We start from the raw sequence: 19,032 nt of genomic DNA on the forward strand, positions 1-19,032 counted from the left end.
AATCATTCAAAATGCTATACATATACACTATATTTTTATGTGACTACGATAACACATTATTAAAACTAATTTTTTCATACAAGAAGTATCCCATGAATTAAGCAATAAAATTATCGATAAATAAATACTATTAATAACCCACATCCATACTATAGGATTTATTGTATCCAACAGAATATAAGAGCGCAGTAAAATATGAAAAATAAAAAAAATTGTACATAGAACAAGTGTTGCTAACAAATTTGAGAAATAATTATATGAAACAACAGTGATTAATAATACTGCGATCATTGGCATAATAAAAATAGATACTAACAGAGTTAAACGCCAATGAAACTCCATCCGCATCTCTAATTGATCAGAACACCATAACTGATACATAGACATATGATCAACAGATTCATTTTTTTTTAACAATCTTTTAAAAGTACCATTGATTAACATTGCATACTGAGAAAAATCGGTAATAAACACATCTTTGCGCAACTCACACTTATTATAAATTTCATAATATGTGCCTTTTTCTAAAATAATTGATCGAGATCCATCAGAATTTCTACAAACACTGCCTTGATCTGCAGTGATAATTATAAACATATCACTATCTTTATCTGGATTTTTTTTCGATAAAAACACGTGTTTTAATGTATTTCCCTGAATGCTATCTGAAAATAAAATTAAGTATTTAGTAGCTAACGGTTGAAATTTTTTTTCTGATAAAACAACCGAATTAATATTTTCCTTAATTTGATACAACAATCTACTTTGACAACTTGAGCAATAAGGAGATAACCACGCTATATTAATCATAGTGAATATAGCAACGATCCCGCTAAAAAAAACCATGCTTCTTATAAAGATATATTTATCTACAGCACAAGAATACATAGCTATAATTTCTTTATGAACATGTAATCGATAAAACGTTACTAACACACTTAAAAATACACTAAAAGGAATAAGTAATTTTCCTAATTCTGGTATATTTAATCCAAGACACAGAAAAATCAAGCATATTGAAATATTATTATCTATCATCAAACCCAACATTTTAACCAATTTTTGAGAAAAGCACACTAAAAATAACAATGTTAAAATAATGAACTGATTCTTAAATGTTTCTTTCAATATATATTTGGTAAATATCATTATATTGCCTAAAAAAACTTGTTTTTACATAAAAAATAAGTATTGTAATGGTAACAGATTATGATGTTGAAAAAATGATACATATTCCGATTTGTGTATAATGCAACAAAAAAATTACTATTGAGTTATAAATCCAATACAAATCGTCACAATGATATATGTTAATTATGTTTCCACATAAAATATAAAAAAATTTATGAATGTTGTATCTAGTTTGTTTTGCAGCATATCATTTGACATATTTACACATAGGAAATTTTATGATAAAATTTAGAGTTACTAGCGATCATATAGAATTATATCCTGACGGCTGCATTGTTACTGGCGTATTTGAAGAATTACATTTATTTCCCTCTACCAAAAAAATTGATGACATAAGCGAAGGATATATCAGTTCGTTGTTACATCGTGGAGCGTTACACGGAAAAATCACTCAAACACTTTTATTATACGACGTACCTCATTTACAAAATAGACAAATTTTATTAATTGGTTGTGGCAACAAATCTGATTTTAATGAAAATTGTTATAAAAAATTAATTCGAAAAATAATAATCTTATGCAAAGAGATGCCCATAGTTAGGATATTACTTTTTTTAAGTGAATTAAATATAAAAGGATACGATAATTATTGGAAAATAAGACAAACGATAGAAATCGTCAATGAAGAATTATATGTTTTTAATAAATTTAAAAACAATAAAGCTACATTAAATCGATCACTAAATGAAATAATATTATATATTCCTAATGAAAATGAATTAAGATTTTGTAAAAAATCTATTAGGGATGGATTATCTATCGTTCATGGAATAAAAACAGCTAAAGACCTAGGAAACATGCCTCCTAATTTTTGTACTCCTGATTATTTTGTCAATCAAGTAAATGAATTATCTAACTATGATAATGTCACAATAAATATAGTCGATGCCTTAAAAATGAAACAATTAGGTATGAATGCTTATTTAGCAGTAGGAAAAGGATCTCGTTATGCTCCTACAATGCCCATAATTAAATACAGAGGACATCCTGAAGGATCTAATGTTCCTCCTATTGTATTTATAGGAAAAGGTGTAACCTTTGATTCTGGTGGAATTTCTATTAAAGAATCAAATAAAATGGATGAAATGAAATATGATATGTGTGGAGCTGCTACAGTATATGCAATTATGTGTGTAGCGATAAAACTAAATTTGCCACTAAATATTATCGGAATACTTGCTATTTGTGAAAATATGATAAGCCATACTTCATTCCGTCCAGGTGATATCTTGACTACTTTATCAGGAAAAACAGTAGAAGTATTAAACACTGACGCTGAAGGTCGTTTGGTTCTATGTGATGCATTAACATACGCAGAACGTTATAAACCTGATGTTGTAATAGATATAGCTACATTAACCGGAGCTTGTGTGATTGCTTTAGGACATCATTTTAGCGGTTTAATGTCTAATGACAAAAATTTAGCTAACGAATTAATTATAGCTGGAGAACAAACCAAAGATTATGTTTGGAAATTACCATTAGACGAAATGTTTCAAAAACAATTAAAATCTACATGTGCGGACATGACAAATGTTGGGGGTCAACCCGGTGGTGCTATTACAGCCGGATGTTTTCTTCAACAGTTCGCTTATAAATATCGTTGGGCACATTTAGATATTGCTGGAACAGCATGGATATCTGAGCATTGCGATAAAAGTGCAACGGGACGCCCCGTTGCACTTTTATCGCAATACCTAATCAATAGATCATCCCGTGAAATTTAAAATTTATTTTTATAAAATCAATTTTATAAAAATAATCAAGATCAATAATATATGAAACACGGTACTTTTTACTTACTATCTCAAAAATTTGAACAACAAAATAAATCTGACTATATCGAACAATTTGCTTGCAAGTTAATAACTATGCAGTGGAGATCGGGAAAAACTATATTAGTAACTTGTGAAAATAAACAGCAAGCTACAAAAATAGACGAAATATTGTGGACATTTGATCAAGATTCATTTTTGCCACATAATCTATTTGGGAAAAATATCCATCACGCTCCAATAACCATATATTGGAATCAATATTATTATGATAATCAACCAAGAGATTTATTAATAAATCTTATGCAAAAAAATATGAGCTTTTTTTTTAATTTTAACGAAATAATAGATTTTGTTCCCATACCTGACATTTTAAAAAAATGGGCAAGATACAGATATCAATCCTACAAAAGAAATGGATTTCAGATAAATGTTATTAACACTCCAACTTCATGAGCAATTATATCATGGAAAAAATATATAACCCTAAAAACATAGAAGAATCAATTTATAAATGTTGGGAACATGAAGACTACTTTAGTCCCCATGGAGATACATCTCAAGGAAGTTATTGTATTATGATGCCTCCACCTAATATTACAGGACAATTACATCTCGGACACGCATTTCAACAAACTATTATGGACGTCTTGATTCGTTATCAAAGAATGCAAGGCAAGAACACTTTGTGGCAAACAGGAACAGATCATGCTGGGATTGCTACTCAAATGCTGGTGGAACATAAAATTTACAATAATACAGGTAAAAACAGACACGATTATACGCGTGATGAATTAATAAAAAAAATTTGGGAATGGAAAAATCAATCTGAACGATTTATTACTTATCAAATGAAACGATTAGGGAATTCAGTAGATTGGAAAAGAAAACGTTTCACCATGGATACAGAGATGTCTTATGCAGTAACAGAAGCTTTTGTTCGTTTATATCAAAATAATTTCATTTATAGAGGAACAAGGTTGGTAAACTGGGATTACAAATTACAAACCGCAATTTCTGATCTAGAGGTTACAAATAAAAAAACAAAAGGTTTTATGTGGTATATAAACTATAAATTTGATAACTCCACTATTATTAATTCAAACTCTAATCACTTAGTTGTCGCAACAACACGACCAGAAACTATATTAGGAGACACTGCCATTGCAGTACATCCAGAAGATACTCGCTATAAAAATTTAATCGGAAAATACGTTATCACACCTATAACTAACAGACGTATTCCTATTATTTTTGATAAACATGTAGACATGTTGAAAGGAACCGGTTGCGTTAAGATCACTCCTGCCCATGATTTTAATGATTATGTTATAGGAAAAAGACATGCATTACCTATGATAAAAATTTTTTCACTTGATGGAAAAATTCTTACACAACCAGAAGTATTTAACAGCTATGGACAACTTAATGAGCAGTTACACTGCAATATTCCCCAAATATTCCATAATCTTGACGGTTATAAAGCACGAAAAAAAATAATTTCCGAATGCAACGCACTTAAATTGCTACATAAGATAGAACCTCATGATATAACGATTCCATATAGTGATCGTACTGACACTATAATCGAACCCATGTTGACTAATCAGTGGTATATACGAATTAAAAATTTATCACAACATGCAATAAACGCAGTAAATTTAGATATGATTAATTTTATTCCAAAACAATACAAAAATATGTATTTTAGCTGGATGCACAACCTGCAAGATTGGTGCATCTCTCGTCAAATATGGTGGGGACACAAAATACCTGCTTGGTATGATGATAATAACAAAATATACGTAGGACACTGCGAGCAAGACATTAGAACACAAAATAAATTAGATAACGACGTAATATTACATAGAGATGAAGATGTATTAGATACATGGTTTTCTTCAAGTCTTTGGACATTTGCTGCTTTAGGTTGGCCTAAAAATACTAATTTATTAAATGTTTTTCATCCTACTAACATTATAATCAGTGGATTTGACATCATATTTTTTTGGATTGCACGAATGATTATGTTAACTATGCATTTCATTAAAAATGACAACGGATCAGCGCAAATTCCCTTTAAAACTGTATATATTACCGGTCTTATACGCGACGAATTTGGTCAAAAAATGTCTAAATCTAAAGGAAATATCATCGATCCAATAGACATAATAGATGGTATTTCAATAGAAAATTTATTAAAAAAACGAACAAAAAACATGTTACAACCACAATTGTCTAATCAAATTATAAAATATACCAAAAAACAATTCCCCAATGGAATCAAACCTTACGGAACAGATGCTTTACGATTCACCTTAGTAGCATTAGCATCATCTGGACGAGATATACATTGGGATATGAAACGACTAACAGGTTATCGTAATTTTTGCAATAAATTATGGCATGTTAGTCGCTTTATTCTCATGCATACTAAAAATCAAGATTGCGGTATATCTGCTAAAGAAAAATCATTTTCCTTAGCAGATCGTTGGATCACCACAAAATTTTATCAAACAATACAAATTTTTCATAAAAAGTTAGAAATTTATCGTTTTGATAAAATAGCAAATATTTTACATGAATTTATTTGGCATCAGTTTTGTGATTGGTATATAGAATTAACGAAACCAATACTTTACCATGGAAATACATTAGAACTACGAGGCACGCGTTACACATTAATTACATTGTTAGAATCATTACTAAGATTAGCGCATCCAATTATTCCTTTTATCACAGAAAAAATTTGGCAAGAAGTTAAAATAATTAGTGGAAATAACGGAAAAACAATTATGCTACAATCATTTCCAGAATATAATGAATCTATGATCGACACAAAATCTGTAGTAGATCTAGAATGGATGAAACATACTATCATAGCAATACGTACCACTCGAGTAAACATGAATATAGCATACAATATACCCCTACAGATAGTATTTAGAAATACTTCATCAGAAATTAAAAGACGCATTACAGAAAATTCCAATATTTTATGTCATATTGCTCAATTAAGAAGTATCAATTTCATACCCAAAGATACAGTTTATCCAAAATCAGTGATAATACCCTTAGATTCATCAGAATTATTAATACAAATACCTGAAACGTTTAACAAAGAGATCGAAATAAATAGATTGAAAAAAGAATCAAAATCAATAAATCATAAAATTGAAGCAATACAAAAACTGTTAGATGACAATAATTTTATGAAGAAGGCTCCAAATTCCGTCATCCAAAATAAACAAAAACTATTAAATTATTACGAACAAATTCAAAATAAATTGATTGATCAATGCGATATAATAAAAAAACTGTAATCAGTTGATACAAAAAATATAAATAAAAACAATTTGGAAAATAAATTTTTATTCGTATTCTAAGTATGAATTAAAAAATTAAGTAATAAATTTATTCCATTATTTTTTAATTAGTTATAAATAACTCTCACGCTTTGATGATCAAAATTAATTTCCATATATATATTCACAATGTTCAACACCACATGATTATATAAATATCAATATTTTAGGTAAATATCATATGAATCAATTATATAAACGATCTTTTTTACGATTAATGGATTTCACTATAAATGAAATTTATTACTTATTACAATTATCCAGTCATTTAAAACACCAAAAACATACACAAACTGAAATTAAAAAATTAAACGGAAAAAATATTGTACTCGTTTTTGAAAACCATTCAACTAGAACAAGATGTGCCTTTGAAGTAGCAGCATTTGATCAAGGTGCATGTGTAACCTGTTTGACTCCAAATATTAGTCAAATTGGGCATAAAGAATCTATTAAAGACACTGCTAAAATATTAGGCCGCATGTATCATGGGATTCAATATCGCGGTTACAGTCAAGATACAGTTACCACATTTGCACAATATTCTGGGGTACCAGTATGGAATGGACTTACCGTAAAATTTCATCCAACACAATTACTTGCCGATCTGATGACTATGAAAGAACAACTACCACATAAAATGTTTCATCAAATGAAGTTAGCCTATATAGGAGATGCAAAAAACAATATCAGCAATTCTTTATTAGAAGCTGCTGCTATAATGGGATTTGATTTGAGATTGGTATCACCTAAAATATTTTGGCCAACACAAGAACTATTTATAAATTGTAAAAATATTGCGCAACGTAATAATGGAAATATCACACTGACTGAAGATATTCCTATCGGAATCAATAATGTAGATTTTTTATATACTGATGTATGGGTATCTATGGGAGAAAATGAAAAAATATGGAAAGAACGTATTTCTTTATTATCTCCATATCAAGTAAACCATCGTATGGTCCAAGAGACCAATAATCCAAATGTGAAATTTCTACATTGTTTACCGGCATTACACAACAACGACACCACTATTGGTAAAAAAATAGCAAGACAATATAATTTGAAAAATGGACTAGAAGTAACAAACGATATATTCGAATCTTCTTGTAGTGTAGTGTTTGATCAAGCTGAAAATCGATTACATACCGCCAAAGCTCTGATTCTGGCAACGTTACTACCCAATGCTAATAATTTTATTAATAAATAATAGAATTATTTGATATAAATACTCAAAATTAGAGCATCTTTTTCATTAAAAAATTAGGATAAATCATATGTTTCACATTATCAATACAAAAAAATCCCCCCTCCCTATGGGGCCTTATGTTCAAGCAATAGACATAGGAAACATAGTATTTGTATCTGGACAAATAGGAATATGCCCGGATACAGATACTATTCCTGATAATATCTACGATCAAACACATCAATCACTAAACAATATCCAAAACATCATAAAAACTGCTGGTTTAAAAATAAACAATATTATTAAAACTACATTGTTTGTCATTGATATAAATGATATGCCTACTATAAATGCTAGCTATAAAAATTTTTTTCATTCATCTTCTTTTAATTATAATAAAGATACAATCTTACCAACACGATCCTGTATAGAGGTTTCTAGACTTCCAAAAAATGCTAAAATAGAAATTGAAGCTATCGCTGCGCGTATTTTATAGATATATAATAATCATGACAAAAACACTAATAAACAACAAACAAACAAATCATTTTGCATAATCTCATTGATATAATGATACATCTATTTGGCTCCCTATTTTTTAAATAGGGAGCCAAATAGATGTATACAGACCTCAAACTGCATTATCTCTCTATTTATAAAAGATACTTACACAATAAGTAATAAAATTCTTTCATCATTATTACATACATCTTTATTTTTAAAGAAAACAAAAATTTTAAATATACCAATATTGAAAAATTTTATTTTTATAAATTATTATAAATAACAGATACTATTTTATTTATTTACTAGATAACATCTCTGATTCATATATAAGCGCTCGTTCTGTATCATATTGATTCTCCCACTTTGCAATAACTAGCACCGCTAAAGCATTGCCTATGACATTTAAAGCTGTACGACCCATATCTAAAACCCTGTCTACCCCTGCTATAAACGCTAATCCTTCTAATGGAATACCTACACTACCTAATGTAGCCAATAACACTACAAAAGAAACCCCTGGAACACCAGCAATACCTTTAGAAGTAATCATTAAAGTCAATACCAAAATAATTTCCTGACTTAAAGCTAACTCAATACCGTATAATTGCGCAATAAAAATAGCAGCAATACTTTGATATAAAGTTGATCCATCTAAATTAAAAGAATAACCAGTAGGCACCACAAATCCAGTGATAGTTGAAGGGGCTCCATAAGCTTCCATTTTCTCTATGATACGCGGTAATACAGTCTCTGAGCTAGCAGTAGAAAAAGATAAAATCAATTCTTCTTTTAAAATACAAATTAATTTCCAAATTCTAAGATTGCATATACGTGCCACTATACCCAATACTACTAATGCAAAAAAAATAATAGCACCATAAACTAATAATACAAGTTTAGTAAGGGGTAATAAAGAGCTAAATCCAAAAGTCGCAACGGTCACTGAAATCAAAGCAAACACTCCGATAGGAGCATACCGCATCACGATATGTGTTACTTCAAACATAGTATCCGCTATAGAATTAAAAATATCTAATAATGGAGTTTTAGTTTTTTCTGGTAACGTAGCTAATCCGAGCCCAAAGATGACTGAAAAAAAAATAACTGGCAACATATCTCCTTTAGCCATAGAATGAATAATATTCGAAGGAATCAACGATAACATAGTGTTCACTAAATTGGATTGTATTTCAGATGTAGTTTGTTCATACATTGAAATATCTGTTTTCGAAAGAAGAGACATATCAATTCCATAACCAGGATGCATCAAATTAGCGAAAGCTACACCAAGCACTATAGCAAGTGTTGTAATAATCTCAAAATAAATGATAGTCTTTAAACCAATACTGCCCAATTTTCTAGCATCTCCAATACCAGCAATTCCAACTACCAACGTAGCCATTACAATGGGAACCACGATCATCTTTATCATTCGGATAAAAATTTCTCCAGCTGGAGACAAAAATGTAGTAATCATCCAATCTTTTAATTCTATTTGATTATGCAATACAATTCCTAAAATAATACCCAAGTTTAAAGCAAAAAAAATTTTCCAAGCAAGGGTAATTTTAAACTTTTTAATCATCATAGTTCCCTTAATTAAAATGAGTCATGTTTGTTGTACCATCAATTCCGAATCAATCATATTCAATTAATTTAAACAATTTTCTTCTCAGAATCCCCATGAAATAACACAAACGTACACAAAGAAACTACTAATCACAAACATAAACCAATTCACAAAAAATTGATTAAACTTTATATCAAAACACTGCATATCCATTATAAATGATTTATTAAACACAATTACTTGAAAAAACAAAACTCAACGCAACATATTTTTTTATGTGCATTGAGTAATATACCAAATTAATACATAAAATTATGTATTAACTATTCATGAAAACTTACAACTAAGCACAATATAACATCAACACCCTATCTCTATCTTAAATAGAGAGACCCTAATAATTTCAAACTACCTGCCAAAAGGACAAAACCGCCCATAATTAAAACCAACCGATCTCATAACGAAATATCCATCAAAAAATTATTATTTTTTAACAAAAAAAATTATATGTTACGTCAACACGTAACATATAACAATATATAATTGCATTGAAAATAAAATAACATCGTATTTTACTATATAATTGAGATTATCACAACAGCATACATGACCAATATTTATATCAGTTACTTTTAATTTTTTTTAAATTCTTTAGTATTTAATACTACCATAATCTTTACACGAAATCACAATATTATCTTTATTAAGATAAGTGATATTATTCGTGCCCTGCTAATAAAGCTTCCAAAAAATCTAAATCACGTAATAATTTAGTTAATGTTTCATTGCTAATTTTTTGTTGTGCGCGCAAATGATAATATTCTCCTCGTTCAGCACGTAATGCATTCAACCTCATCCGTCTTTCTAATTCTTCAGTTAACATAGAATTCGCATCATTGTTGCCATCTATACGACGACGTAAATTCCCTATAACACGCGCACTTACCTCATTAATAATTTGACTATCAATATTTTCTTCTTGGCTATGTATTAACCGTTCTTCCAGTTTATACAAACTTTCAATAGCTACTTCTGCTGCTATCGCTCGTGCCATACGTTCCTCTTTTCGTTGTAATAATTTATCAGATACTATAATTCCCTGCAACAACCACGGAAGAACAATTACACCACATAGTAAAGAAAACAGAATAACACCAGTGGCAATAAAAACTAATTGATAACGAAATGGAAAAACTGATCCATCTCTCAAAAAAAGTGGTATTGAAAGTACTCCTGCTAATGTAATAGCGCCACGTACCCCAGCGAAAGAAGCAATTAAAATCTCTCGTATACTATATTCACCAAATACCATTGGACGCTTAGTCATACAATATAAACTTATGTTTTTCATCAACCACAACCACCCAAATCTAAGTATCATTAATGCGAAATAAATAAGAATTACGTATACAAATAACATCCATGTTTTAATAGTTGGATCCATTGCTGCTTGTGAAATAGAGGTTGATAAAATATCTGGTAATTGCAATCCCAGCATAATAAATACCATGCCATTAAACACAAATTCTAACATCGTCCAAACACTATTCCCTCTTAAACGCATAGCTAACGGTGCATTGCGAATTATTCCTGATTGCCCAATAGTCATTCCCGAAGCAACTGACGATAATATCCCAGATACCCCAATATGTTCAGCAACCAAATATGCCGCAAAAGGCAATAATAAAAGCAATATTGTTTGAGTAGCAGGATCACCACCGCTCCAATGAGTGATAACCCTTAATGATTTACTATATCCCCAAGTAACAGCTACCCCTGCTAATAATCCACCCATAGATACTTTGATAAATTCTATAGAAGCTCCACTTACACTAAAAACCATAGTACCCATAGCTACTGAAATAGCAAATTTGAGCGATACCAAACCTGATGCATCATTCATCAAAGCTTCTCCTTGAAGAATATCCATAATCTTTTTAGAAATACGTCCTTCCCCCACAATGCCTGAAAGCGCTACTGCATCAGTTGGAGATAAAACTGCTGCCAATGCTAATGCTGCTACGAGAGGCATTTCTGGTATCATCCAATGAATTAAATATCCAATACCAACCACGGTAATAATAACCAATACCAATGCCAATATAACAATTTCTCCCCCATGACGCAAAAACTCACGCATTGGAGTTTTCCAACCATCAGAAAATAATAAAGGGGGAATAAAAAGCAACAAAAATAATTCAGGATTAAAATCTACATGTAATCCAAATCTAGGCCAAGCTAATAAAGCTCCTAATACAATTTGCATTAAAGGTAATGGCATTTGAAATGGCAAAATTCGCGTTATAACTCCTGACATAGAGACAGCTAAAGTAAGAATAAGAATCGTGAAAAAAATCTCCATGCCGTAATCTCAACCGTATCAAAAAAAAAAAATAAATATTTTACCTACGAATATAATATTAGTTTTATATTTACTTCATATTGTATATAAGCATGGCATTAATGCATAATGCATTAAACAAAATGATGAATTTATATATGTATATAACCCTTTGGTTATATACTACGTACAAGAAATCAAAATATTTTTACATTTGCTTTAACAATATAAACACTATGATTTATTATTTAAATATATTCAATATAGTATTGAATGTACCATTCATATATGTATATATACTTACTGTATAACATCCTAGATGTATGGCAATTCTTGTAATAACTCTGTTTGAAGCACTTTAACACTCGTTAATATGATCAAGTTGATTGAATGATAGCAAAAATATAAATGCATATTTGATTAGTTTATATAATTTAAACAACATGATAACAATATGAAATTTCTGTTGATATAACTAAAAATACAAAACATAATCTATGTATATTGATGTTTATAGGCTATATATAAATATATAACATGAGCCTAACTATTCTAAAATCCAACCCATACACAACAACATCTCACACAATAAAACAGACCAAAGTCAATTTTAATGCATTCAAGTTCGTTCAAAAAGGAATATCCTCTTCATCGAAAGAAACATCGGGCGAATCATTAGAAGCTACATCATTCGATGTAGATTCGTCACTGTTATTCATTATGTTCTGATCATCTAATGATACGTTTTCTCCTGCATGACGGCTACCCAACATTTGCATTGTTCCTCCGATATTAACAATGATTTCAGTAACATACCGATCTTGTCCATTTTTATTTTGCCATTTTCTAGTTTTTAACGATCCTTCGATATACACCTGAGAACCTTTATGCAAATATTCTGATGCAATTTCTGCTAATCTTCCAAATAACACTACACGATGCCACTCAGTTTTTTCTTTAAATTCATTCGTTTGTTTATCTTTCCAGGATTCAGTAGTAGCTACTGAAATATTAGTGACCATATTACCATTAGGCATATAACGAATCTCCGGTTCCTGACCGAGATACCCTATTAAAATAACTTTATTAATTCCTCTGTTAGCCACAATGCCTCCGCTAATTACATCGTATGGTTTTTATATAAAACATTTCTATTCAAATAACTATGTGATTGCCATTGCATTAAACAATATAATTAATATACTTCAATCAAAACCAATATTATTAACTAATATTTCTAAAAAATTCCATAAAATAAAATGAATCATATTAAGAATCAGTATTTTATCGAGTGATACGACACTGTATTAGTAAAAAATTTTAAATTATTGCATGAATTTCATGAAAAAAATTAAAAATCACATTTATACTGAAACATATAATAATAATTAATTATTAATTCATAATTAACTTTATTTTTTATGTTTATTACAGTATAAAACATAATTAAACAATAATATTTATATATGTATTATGTATCATTTATTGTAAAACAAATACTAAAAACTTTGCTTAAAATAAATACATAAGTTACTACTTTATATAGTAATATCTACAACAAATCCACATCACCAATAGAATATCAATATTGACCAGATTCAACATAGTTATCAAATCGAGACCATTGTCCGTTAAACATCAACCGTATGGTGCCAATGGGACCGTTTCGTTGTTTCCCTAGGATAATTTCAGCAACCCCTTTCATTTCGCTATTTTCATGATACACTTCATCACGATAAATAAATAAAATAAGATCGGCGTCCTGTTCAATTGCTCCAGATTCACGTAAATCTGAGTTAATAGGATGCTTGTCAGTACGTTGCTCTAAACCTCTATTTAACTGAGAGATTGCTATCACTGGCACTTTTAATTCTTTAGCTAAAGCTTTTAACGAACGAGAAATTTCTGAAATTTCTAATGTACGATTATTAGATAAAGACGGCACTCTCATTAATTGTAAATAATCAATCATAATCAAACTCAAACCATCATGTTCACGACACAACCTACGAGCACGACCACGCACTTCAGAAGGCGTTAAACACGAAGAATCATCAATATATATATTACGTTTTTCCAAAAGAAGTTCCATAGCACTAGTAATTCTTTCTCGGTCTTCATTATTCAGTCGCCCCGTACGAATACGCACTTGATCAACTCGAGACAATGAAGCTAACATACGCATTATAATTTGATCACCAGGCATTTCTAAACTAAATATCAACACTGGTTTCTTCTCAGTCATTGCGGCATGTTCACATAAATTCATAGCAAAAGCAGTTTTTCCCATAGAAGGACGAGCAGCAATAATAATAAGATCAGATTTTTGTAAACCATCAGTTTTTTTATCCAAGTCTTTATATCCGCTAGAAACACCAGTAACACCATATTTCGGTTTATTACATACCTTCTCAATATGAGCAACTGTTTTTTCTAAAATATGATCTATTCCTTGTGGATTAATATTGTGATTACTTTTACTATTTGAGATTTGAAAAACGAGAGATTCAGCTAAATCTAATAGCTCGTCACTGCTTCGACCTTGAGGATTATATCCGGCATCAGCAATTTTATTTGCTATCGCAATCATTGCGCGTATTACCGAACGTTCACGTACTATATCGGCATATGCAACTACATTAGAGACACTAGGAACATTCTTTGACAACTCTGCTAAATATGCAAATCCTCCCACTAATTCTAATTTTCCTTGAATCTCTAAAGATTCCGACAGTGTTATTAAATCAATAGGTTTATTCCTTTCTAACAAACATTTCATTTCATTAAAAATAATTCGATGAGCATAATTAAAAAAATCATCAGAATTTACTTGTACTGATACATATTCCCACTGAGTATTATCTAACATTAAACCACCCAATACTGATTGTTCAGCTTCTAATGAATACGGTGGTATCTTTACATTATTTACTTGTTGATCATGCGAAACATGCATTGTCTTAATATTTTCTCCGCATAAATTTTTATTTTTATTAACAAGAAATATCTAAATTTGTAAACATGAAAACCATATTTCCACCATTACAAATACCTGTGTAACACCCAAAATAACTAAACTAATGCCAATCATAAAATCATATATACAAATATCATACCTATGTATACTGGGATTGTTTAAAATATTAAAAATGAAATTAAAATACATTTTGTATCTAATAATACAATATTTTTACTAATATAATATGAAAATACTTACAGTTTAATCGATGATAGTATAAACATACAGTACATAAACATCTTTTTATAGATAAAAAATAAAATCATTATGCGTAACCATCTTTCAATATTATTTATTATTCATTTACTGCAAACTATATGCTATAAACGTAAAAGACACAATTAATTAATAAATCTACATTTTTATATGTACTATAATTACTTTTTAGTATCATCTTTTTTTCAGGGATATATCAAATAACTGTTGATTTATACCTCCTATATTGACAATAACATAACTATATCATCAATAATTTAAGGAACAGTATGAATACTAATATCCAAAAAATATTAACTCAAATTAAAAAACTGTGCGAACAACGATGTGTACGTTTAACACCGCAACGCTTGGCGGTCTTACGATTGATATCCCAATACAACGGAGCTATAAGTGCTTATGATTTACTAGATTTACTACGACAATCTTCGCTACCCCACGCAAAACCTTCTACTATTTATCGCGCTTTAAACTTTCTGTTAGCACAAGGATTTATTCATCGTGTTGAATCTACTAATAGTTTTATGTTATGCCACTATTTTTTTGAATTATCACATAATTTTGCTTTCTTTATTTGTAAAAGTTGCAAACAAGTTACCGAACAAACAACAAAAGGAATCGAAGAAATTTTACAAAACATGGCTCAAATCACAGGATTTACTATGTTTAATAATATTATTGAAGCACACGGATTATGTCCCAAATGTATCAATATTAAGTTGCACTCACATTACAAACCCTAATTATTTATATATGTACTAAAATTAATACAAATATTTTATATATACATCATGAATCTTTAATATTATGATAATAAAAAAAATCAATTAAAACTAACAATTTATCCATAATTGCGCCGTATATTAATATCAACTTAAATTAAAATTTTAATACTTTAGAATCCACATAAACTCGTAAGGCTACTTTGTACATACACTTATTCTATACACTCTTATTCTTAAAAAATAAAATCTATTATCTGTAAATTAATAGAAACTTGAAGCAATACCTATAAACACTAACATACCTACATAATTATTACTCAAAAAAGCCTGAAAATATTTCATTCGTTTTCTTTTATTAAGCAATATTTGTTGCCACGTAAATAATACGATGACACCAAATAATGAAAAAAAATAAAATGCTACAGTAAATCGTTCTTTCCATCCAATAATTCCCAATATAAATATAATACACAACTGAAACATTCCTATTGCAAATTTATCCATGTCTCCAAAAAACACAGCAGATGACTTTACTCCCACACATATATCATCCTCTCGATCTATCATAGCATATTGTGTATCATACACCACTGTCCATACAGTGTTCATCAGAAACAATAACCAAGCAGTACTATTTACAGGACTATTAATTGCGGTAAACGTCATTAAAATAGGCCAACTAAATAATATTCCTAACATTAATTGAGGAAAATAGGTGTATCTTTTAAGATAAGGATATATCCAAGACAATATCAATGCTACTACAGATAACAAGATAGTAATAACATTAAAACTTAGAACCAATATGAATGCAATAAAAAGAAGTATCACTAATACCACTAATGCCTCCTTTTTTGTGATCCTCCCAGATGATAAAGGACGCATTTTAGTACGTTGAACACGACTATCAATATCGTAATCAACATAATCATTTATGATACAACCTGAAGAACGCATACACAATACGCCGACAACAAACACTATCAAAATCCCTTTATCCGGGATACCTTGATGTGACAACCACAACCCCCATAAAGTAGGCCATAGTAATAGAAAAAACCCAATAGGTTGATTAATGCGCATTAACTGTGCTAGATTATAGCACTTTTTAATAAAAAAAAGCCCGTTTGACATAAAATTAGTAATTAATATAATCATTGTAACTTTTTACCAATAACAATATCAATCATCGATAATGTTATCACAGTATATACAATGGCATTGTGGATATTTATTTCACTTATATTTCATGAAATAATTACGTATTACCGCAATCGTATCCATCGCCGATTTATCAAACCAATAAATATTATGTCATATACAATAGGAAGCAAGCATGAAATATTTTTACAAACAACATGACCGTACAATAATGAAATATATCATGTATACATATGATCATCGTAAAAAAATATAATTTTCTTTTTTTCTATATAGATTCTCTTAGATAATACGAATTTTATCATTTTAATAATGGCGTATTTCTTATGTCACACTTTCTATTCAACTTAGAAATACACATCAGCATTATGTTGATTCTTGCATTGATTCTCGTATGTGTTTATGAAGCTATTAATGGTTTTCATGATACTGCTAATTCTGTAGTCACTGTAATTTACACTTGCGCATTACGTTCTCACAGTGCGGTGTTAATGTCAGGAATATTCAATTTCTTAGGCGTAACACTAAGTGGTTTGAGTGTTGCATATACAATTATCCATTTACTTCCCACTCATTTTTTTATGAATTCCAATACTAACCATATTTTAGCTATGATTTTTTCCACATTATTTGCAGCGATACTATGGAATCTTGGAACATGGTATTTCAGATTACCTACTTCTAGTTCTCACACTCTAATCGGAACATTAATTGGGATCGGATTAGCACATGCAATTATTACACACTGTCCAATGGTGCAAGGATTGAATATCCCAAAATTAATTAATATTTTTTTATCATTAATAATATCACCAATAATAGGTTTGACGCTATCTAGAATAATTATGTTAATATTATGTAGATACTGGAACAGCAACAAAAAAAATAAAAACATTCATATCACTCCAACTCAACAAGCAGAAGAATATGGAAAACCTCAACCATCATTATGGACTCGTATTATATTAATTTTATCTGCAGCTGGAGTTAGTTTTTCTCATGGCGCAAACGATGGACAAAAAGGAATTGGTCTTATCATGTTACTGCTAATAGGAGTAGCTCCAGCAAACTTTATGTTGAATATGCATGCTAGTACTCATGATATATCCCGTACTCGAAATGCCGTGGATGACGTTTATAAATATTATACTCAACACTATAATAATTTTAAAACTATCATGCCATCAGAAATCACATCTATGCCCATATCAATAGCATTAAACCAAATAAAAGTTATTGTTCCTTCCATCAAAGACTCTACGCAAATTTTTATAAAAAATAACAACGTAACATATTTTAATAAATATCTATCTGCTTCAGAAACAGAGATACAACTAAGAAAAATTTTCCACGATTTATCATTAACTCTTACTATTATCAATAACGCTTTACTGTTGCTTGAAAATTTGGATAATTATGCTCAATTAAACGTAGATCAACGTTCCCAAATGAGACAATTACTCATCTATGTAGTAGATGTTTTAGATCAAATCATAGTACTCCCAGAAACCTCGTATGAAAATAAAAATTTCCTTAAACACTTAAAAAAAAATTTGTTGAACACCATTGAATACGCACCAACTTGGATCATTTTGGCTGTTGCATTATCATTATCTTTAGGTACGGTAATTGGGTGGAAACGAGTTGCTACTACTATCGGGGAAAAAATAGGAAAAAAGGAGATGACTTATGCGCAGGGTTTATCAGCCCAATTAACTACAGCTATATCTATAGGCACAGCAAGTTACGTTGGAATGCCTGTATCAACTACTCATGTATTATCCTCATCCATTACGGGGAGCATGCTAATTCGGGGATGGGGAGTACAAGGGAAGACGATAAAAAACATATTAATTACTTGGTCATTAACTGTACCTGTGTCTACTATATTAAGCGGAAGTTTTTATTGGGTTACATTAACACTATTACATAAATACATTCAAATATAAAACAAAAAAGTATAAATAACTTCT

At 29.8% G+C, this 19,032-nt stretch carries 13 protein-coding genes; 7 read left to right on the forward strand and 6 right to left on the reverse strand.

The window, feature by feature from the left end:
- Positions 1 to 27 precede the first annotated feature (27 nt).
- Entirely contained in the window at positions 28 to 1,149 is a 1,122-nt protein-coding gene (locus M9409_RS02615) for an LptF/LptG family permease (RefSeq protein WP_250226815.1), read from the reverse strand.
- Positions 1,150 to 1,409: 260 nt separating this feature from the next.
- On the opposite strand from M9409_RS02615, the gene M9409_RS02620 reads away from it, so the two are divergent.
- The 5 genes from M9409_RS02620 to M9409_RS02640 all read left to right on the forward strand — a co-directional run bounded on the left by M9409_RS02620 (position 1,410) and on the right by M9409_RS02640 (position 8,016).
- Complete coding sequence (locus tag M9409_RS02620; RefSeq protein ID WP_250226816.1) at positions 1,410 to 2,918, forward strand: leucyl aminopeptidase; 1,509 nt, start codon at positions 1,410 to 1,412, stop codon at positions 2,916 to 2,918.
- Between the two features lie 51 nt (positions 2,919 to 2,969).
- Positions 2,970 to 3,422 (forward strand): DNA polymerase III subunit chi, encoded by a 453-nt coding sequence (locus M9409_RS02625; RefSeq protein ID WP_250226817.1) that lies wholly within the window; start codon positions 2,970 to 2,972, stop codon positions 3,420 to 3,422.
- Between the two features lie 11 nt (positions 3,423 to 3,433).
- Positions 3,434 to 6,289 (forward strand): valine--tRNA ligase, encoded by a 2,856-nt coding sequence (locus tag M9409_RS02630; RefSeq protein WP_250226818.1) that lies wholly within the window; start codon positions 3,434 to 3,436, stop codon positions 6,287 to 6,289.
- A 223-nt stretch (positions 6,290 to 6,512) separates the two neighbouring features.
- Positions 6,513 to 7,541 (forward strand): ornithine carbamoyltransferase, encoded by a 1,029-nt coding sequence (gene argF / locus M9409_RS02635; RefSeq protein ID WP_250226819.1) that lies wholly within the window; start codon positions 6,513 to 6,515, stop codon positions 7,539 to 7,541.
- 67 nt (positions 7,542 to 7,608) lie between these two features.
- Positions 7,609 to 8,016 carry a Rid family detoxifying hydrolase gene (locus tag M9409_RS02640; RefSeq protein ID WP_250226820.1) on the forward strand — a complete coding sequence of 136 codons (408 nt, stop codon included), beginning with the start codon at positions 7,609 to 7,611 and terminating at the stop codon, positions 8,014 to 8,016.
- 306 nt (positions 8,017 to 8,322) lie between these two features.
- Here the strand turns inward: M9409_RS02640 and gltP are convergent, their stop codons facing one another.
- From gltP to dnaB, 4 genes are all read right to left on the reverse strand, one after another.
- Entirely contained in the window at positions 8,323 to 9,609 is a 1,287-nt protein-coding gene (gltP, locus tag M9409_RS02645; protein WP_250227209.1) for a glutamate/aspartate:proton symporter GltP, read from the reverse strand.
- Positions 9,610 to 10,315: 706 nt separating this feature from the next.
- A complete protein-coding gene (locus tag M9409_RS02650) occupies positions 10,316 to 11,959 on the reverse strand; it encodes a Na+/H+ antiporter (RefSeq protein WP_250226821.1) in 1,644 nt (547 codons plus the stop codon).
- Positions 11,960 to 12,567: 608 nt separating this feature from the next.
- Positions 12,568 to 13,044, reverse strand: a complete 477-nt coding sequence (gene ssb / locus M9409_RS02655; RefSeq protein ID WP_250226822.1) for a single-stranded DNA-binding protein — start codon at positions 13,042 to 13,044, stop codon at positions 12,568 to 12,570.
- Between the two features lie 476 nt (positions 13,045 to 13,520).
- Positions 13,521 to 14,894: a replicative DNA helicase gene (dnaB, locus tag M9409_RS02660; RefSeq protein ID WP_250226823.1), complete on the reverse strand. Its 1,374-nt coding sequence runs from the start codon at positions 14,892 to 14,894 to the stop codon at positions 13,521 to 13,523.
- 548 nt (positions 14,895 to 15,442) lie between these two features.
- Here dnaB and zur point away from each other — a divergent pair.
- Positions 15,443 to 15,916 carry a zinc uptake transcriptional repressor Zur gene (zur, locus tag M9409_RS02665; protein WP_250226824.1) on the forward strand — a complete coding sequence of 158 codons (474 nt, stop codon included), beginning with the start codon at positions 15,443 to 15,445 and terminating at the stop codon, positions 15,914 to 15,916.
- A 243-nt stretch (positions 15,917 to 16,159) separates the two neighbouring features.
- Here zur and ubiA read toward each other — a convergent pair whose 3' ends face one another.
- Complete coding sequence (gene ubiA / locus M9409_RS02670; RefSeq protein ID WP_250226825.1) at positions 16,160 to 17,032, reverse strand: 4-hydroxybenzoate octaprenyltransferase; 873 nt, start codon at positions 17,030 to 17,032, stop codon at positions 16,160 to 16,162.
- A 353-nt stretch (positions 17,033 to 17,385) separates the two neighbouring features.
- On the opposite strand from ubiA, the gene M9409_RS02675 reads away from it, so the two are divergent.
- Complete coding sequence (locus M9409_RS02675; protein ID WP_250226826.1) at positions 17,386 to 19,008, forward strand: inorganic phosphate transporter; 1,623 nt, start codon at positions 17,386 to 17,388, stop codon at positions 19,006 to 19,008.
- Positions 19,009 to 19,032: the final 24 nt, after the last annotated feature.

The sequence above is a fragment of the Blochmannia endosymbiont of Camponotus sp. C-046 genome (genome assembly GCF_023585865.1).
GTDB lineage: Bacteria > Pseudomonadota > Gammaproteobacteria > Enterobacterales > Enterobacteriaceae > Blochmanniella.

Coding starts and splice junctions, on each gene's coding strand:
- M9409_RS02615 (WP_250226815.1), bottom strand. CDS start 1,149: ATGATATTTACCAAATATATATTGAAAGAAACATTTAAGAATCAGTTC.
- M9409_RS02620 (WP_250226816.1), top strand. CDS start 1,410: ATGATAAAATTTAGAGTTACTAGCGATCATATAGAATTATATCCTGAC.
- M9409_RS02625 (WP_250226817.1), top strand. CDS start 2,970: ATGAAACACGGTACTTTTTACTTACTATCTCAAAAATTTGAACAACAA.
- M9409_RS02630 (WP_250226818.1), top strand. CDS start 3,434: ATGGAAAAAATATATAACCCTAAAAACATAGAAGAATCAATTTATAAA.
- argF (WP_250226819.1), top strand. CDS start 6,513: ATGAATCAATTATATAAACGATCTTTTTTACGATTAATGGATTTCACT.
- M9409_RS02640 (WP_250226820.1), top strand. CDS start 7,609: ATGTTTCACATTATCAATACAAAAAAATCCCCCCTCCCTATGGGGCCT.
- M9409_RS02650 (WP_250226821.1), bottom strand. CDS start 11,959: ATGGAGATTTTTTTCACGATTCTTATTCTTACTTTAGCTGTCTCTATG.
- dnaB (WP_250226823.1), bottom strand. CDS start 14,894: ATGCATGTTTCGCATGATCAACAAGTAAATAATGTAAAGATACCACCG.
- zur (WP_250226824.1), top strand. CDS start 15,443: ATGAATACTAATATCCAAAAAATATTAACTCAAATTAAAAAACTGTGC.
- ubiA (WP_250226825.1), bottom strand. CDS start 17,032: ATGTCAAACGGGCTTTTTTTTATTAAAAAGTGCTATAATCTAGCACAG.
- M9409_RS02675 (WP_250226826.1), top strand. CDS start 17,386: ATGTCACACTTTCTATTCAACTTAGAAATACACATCAGCATTATGTTG.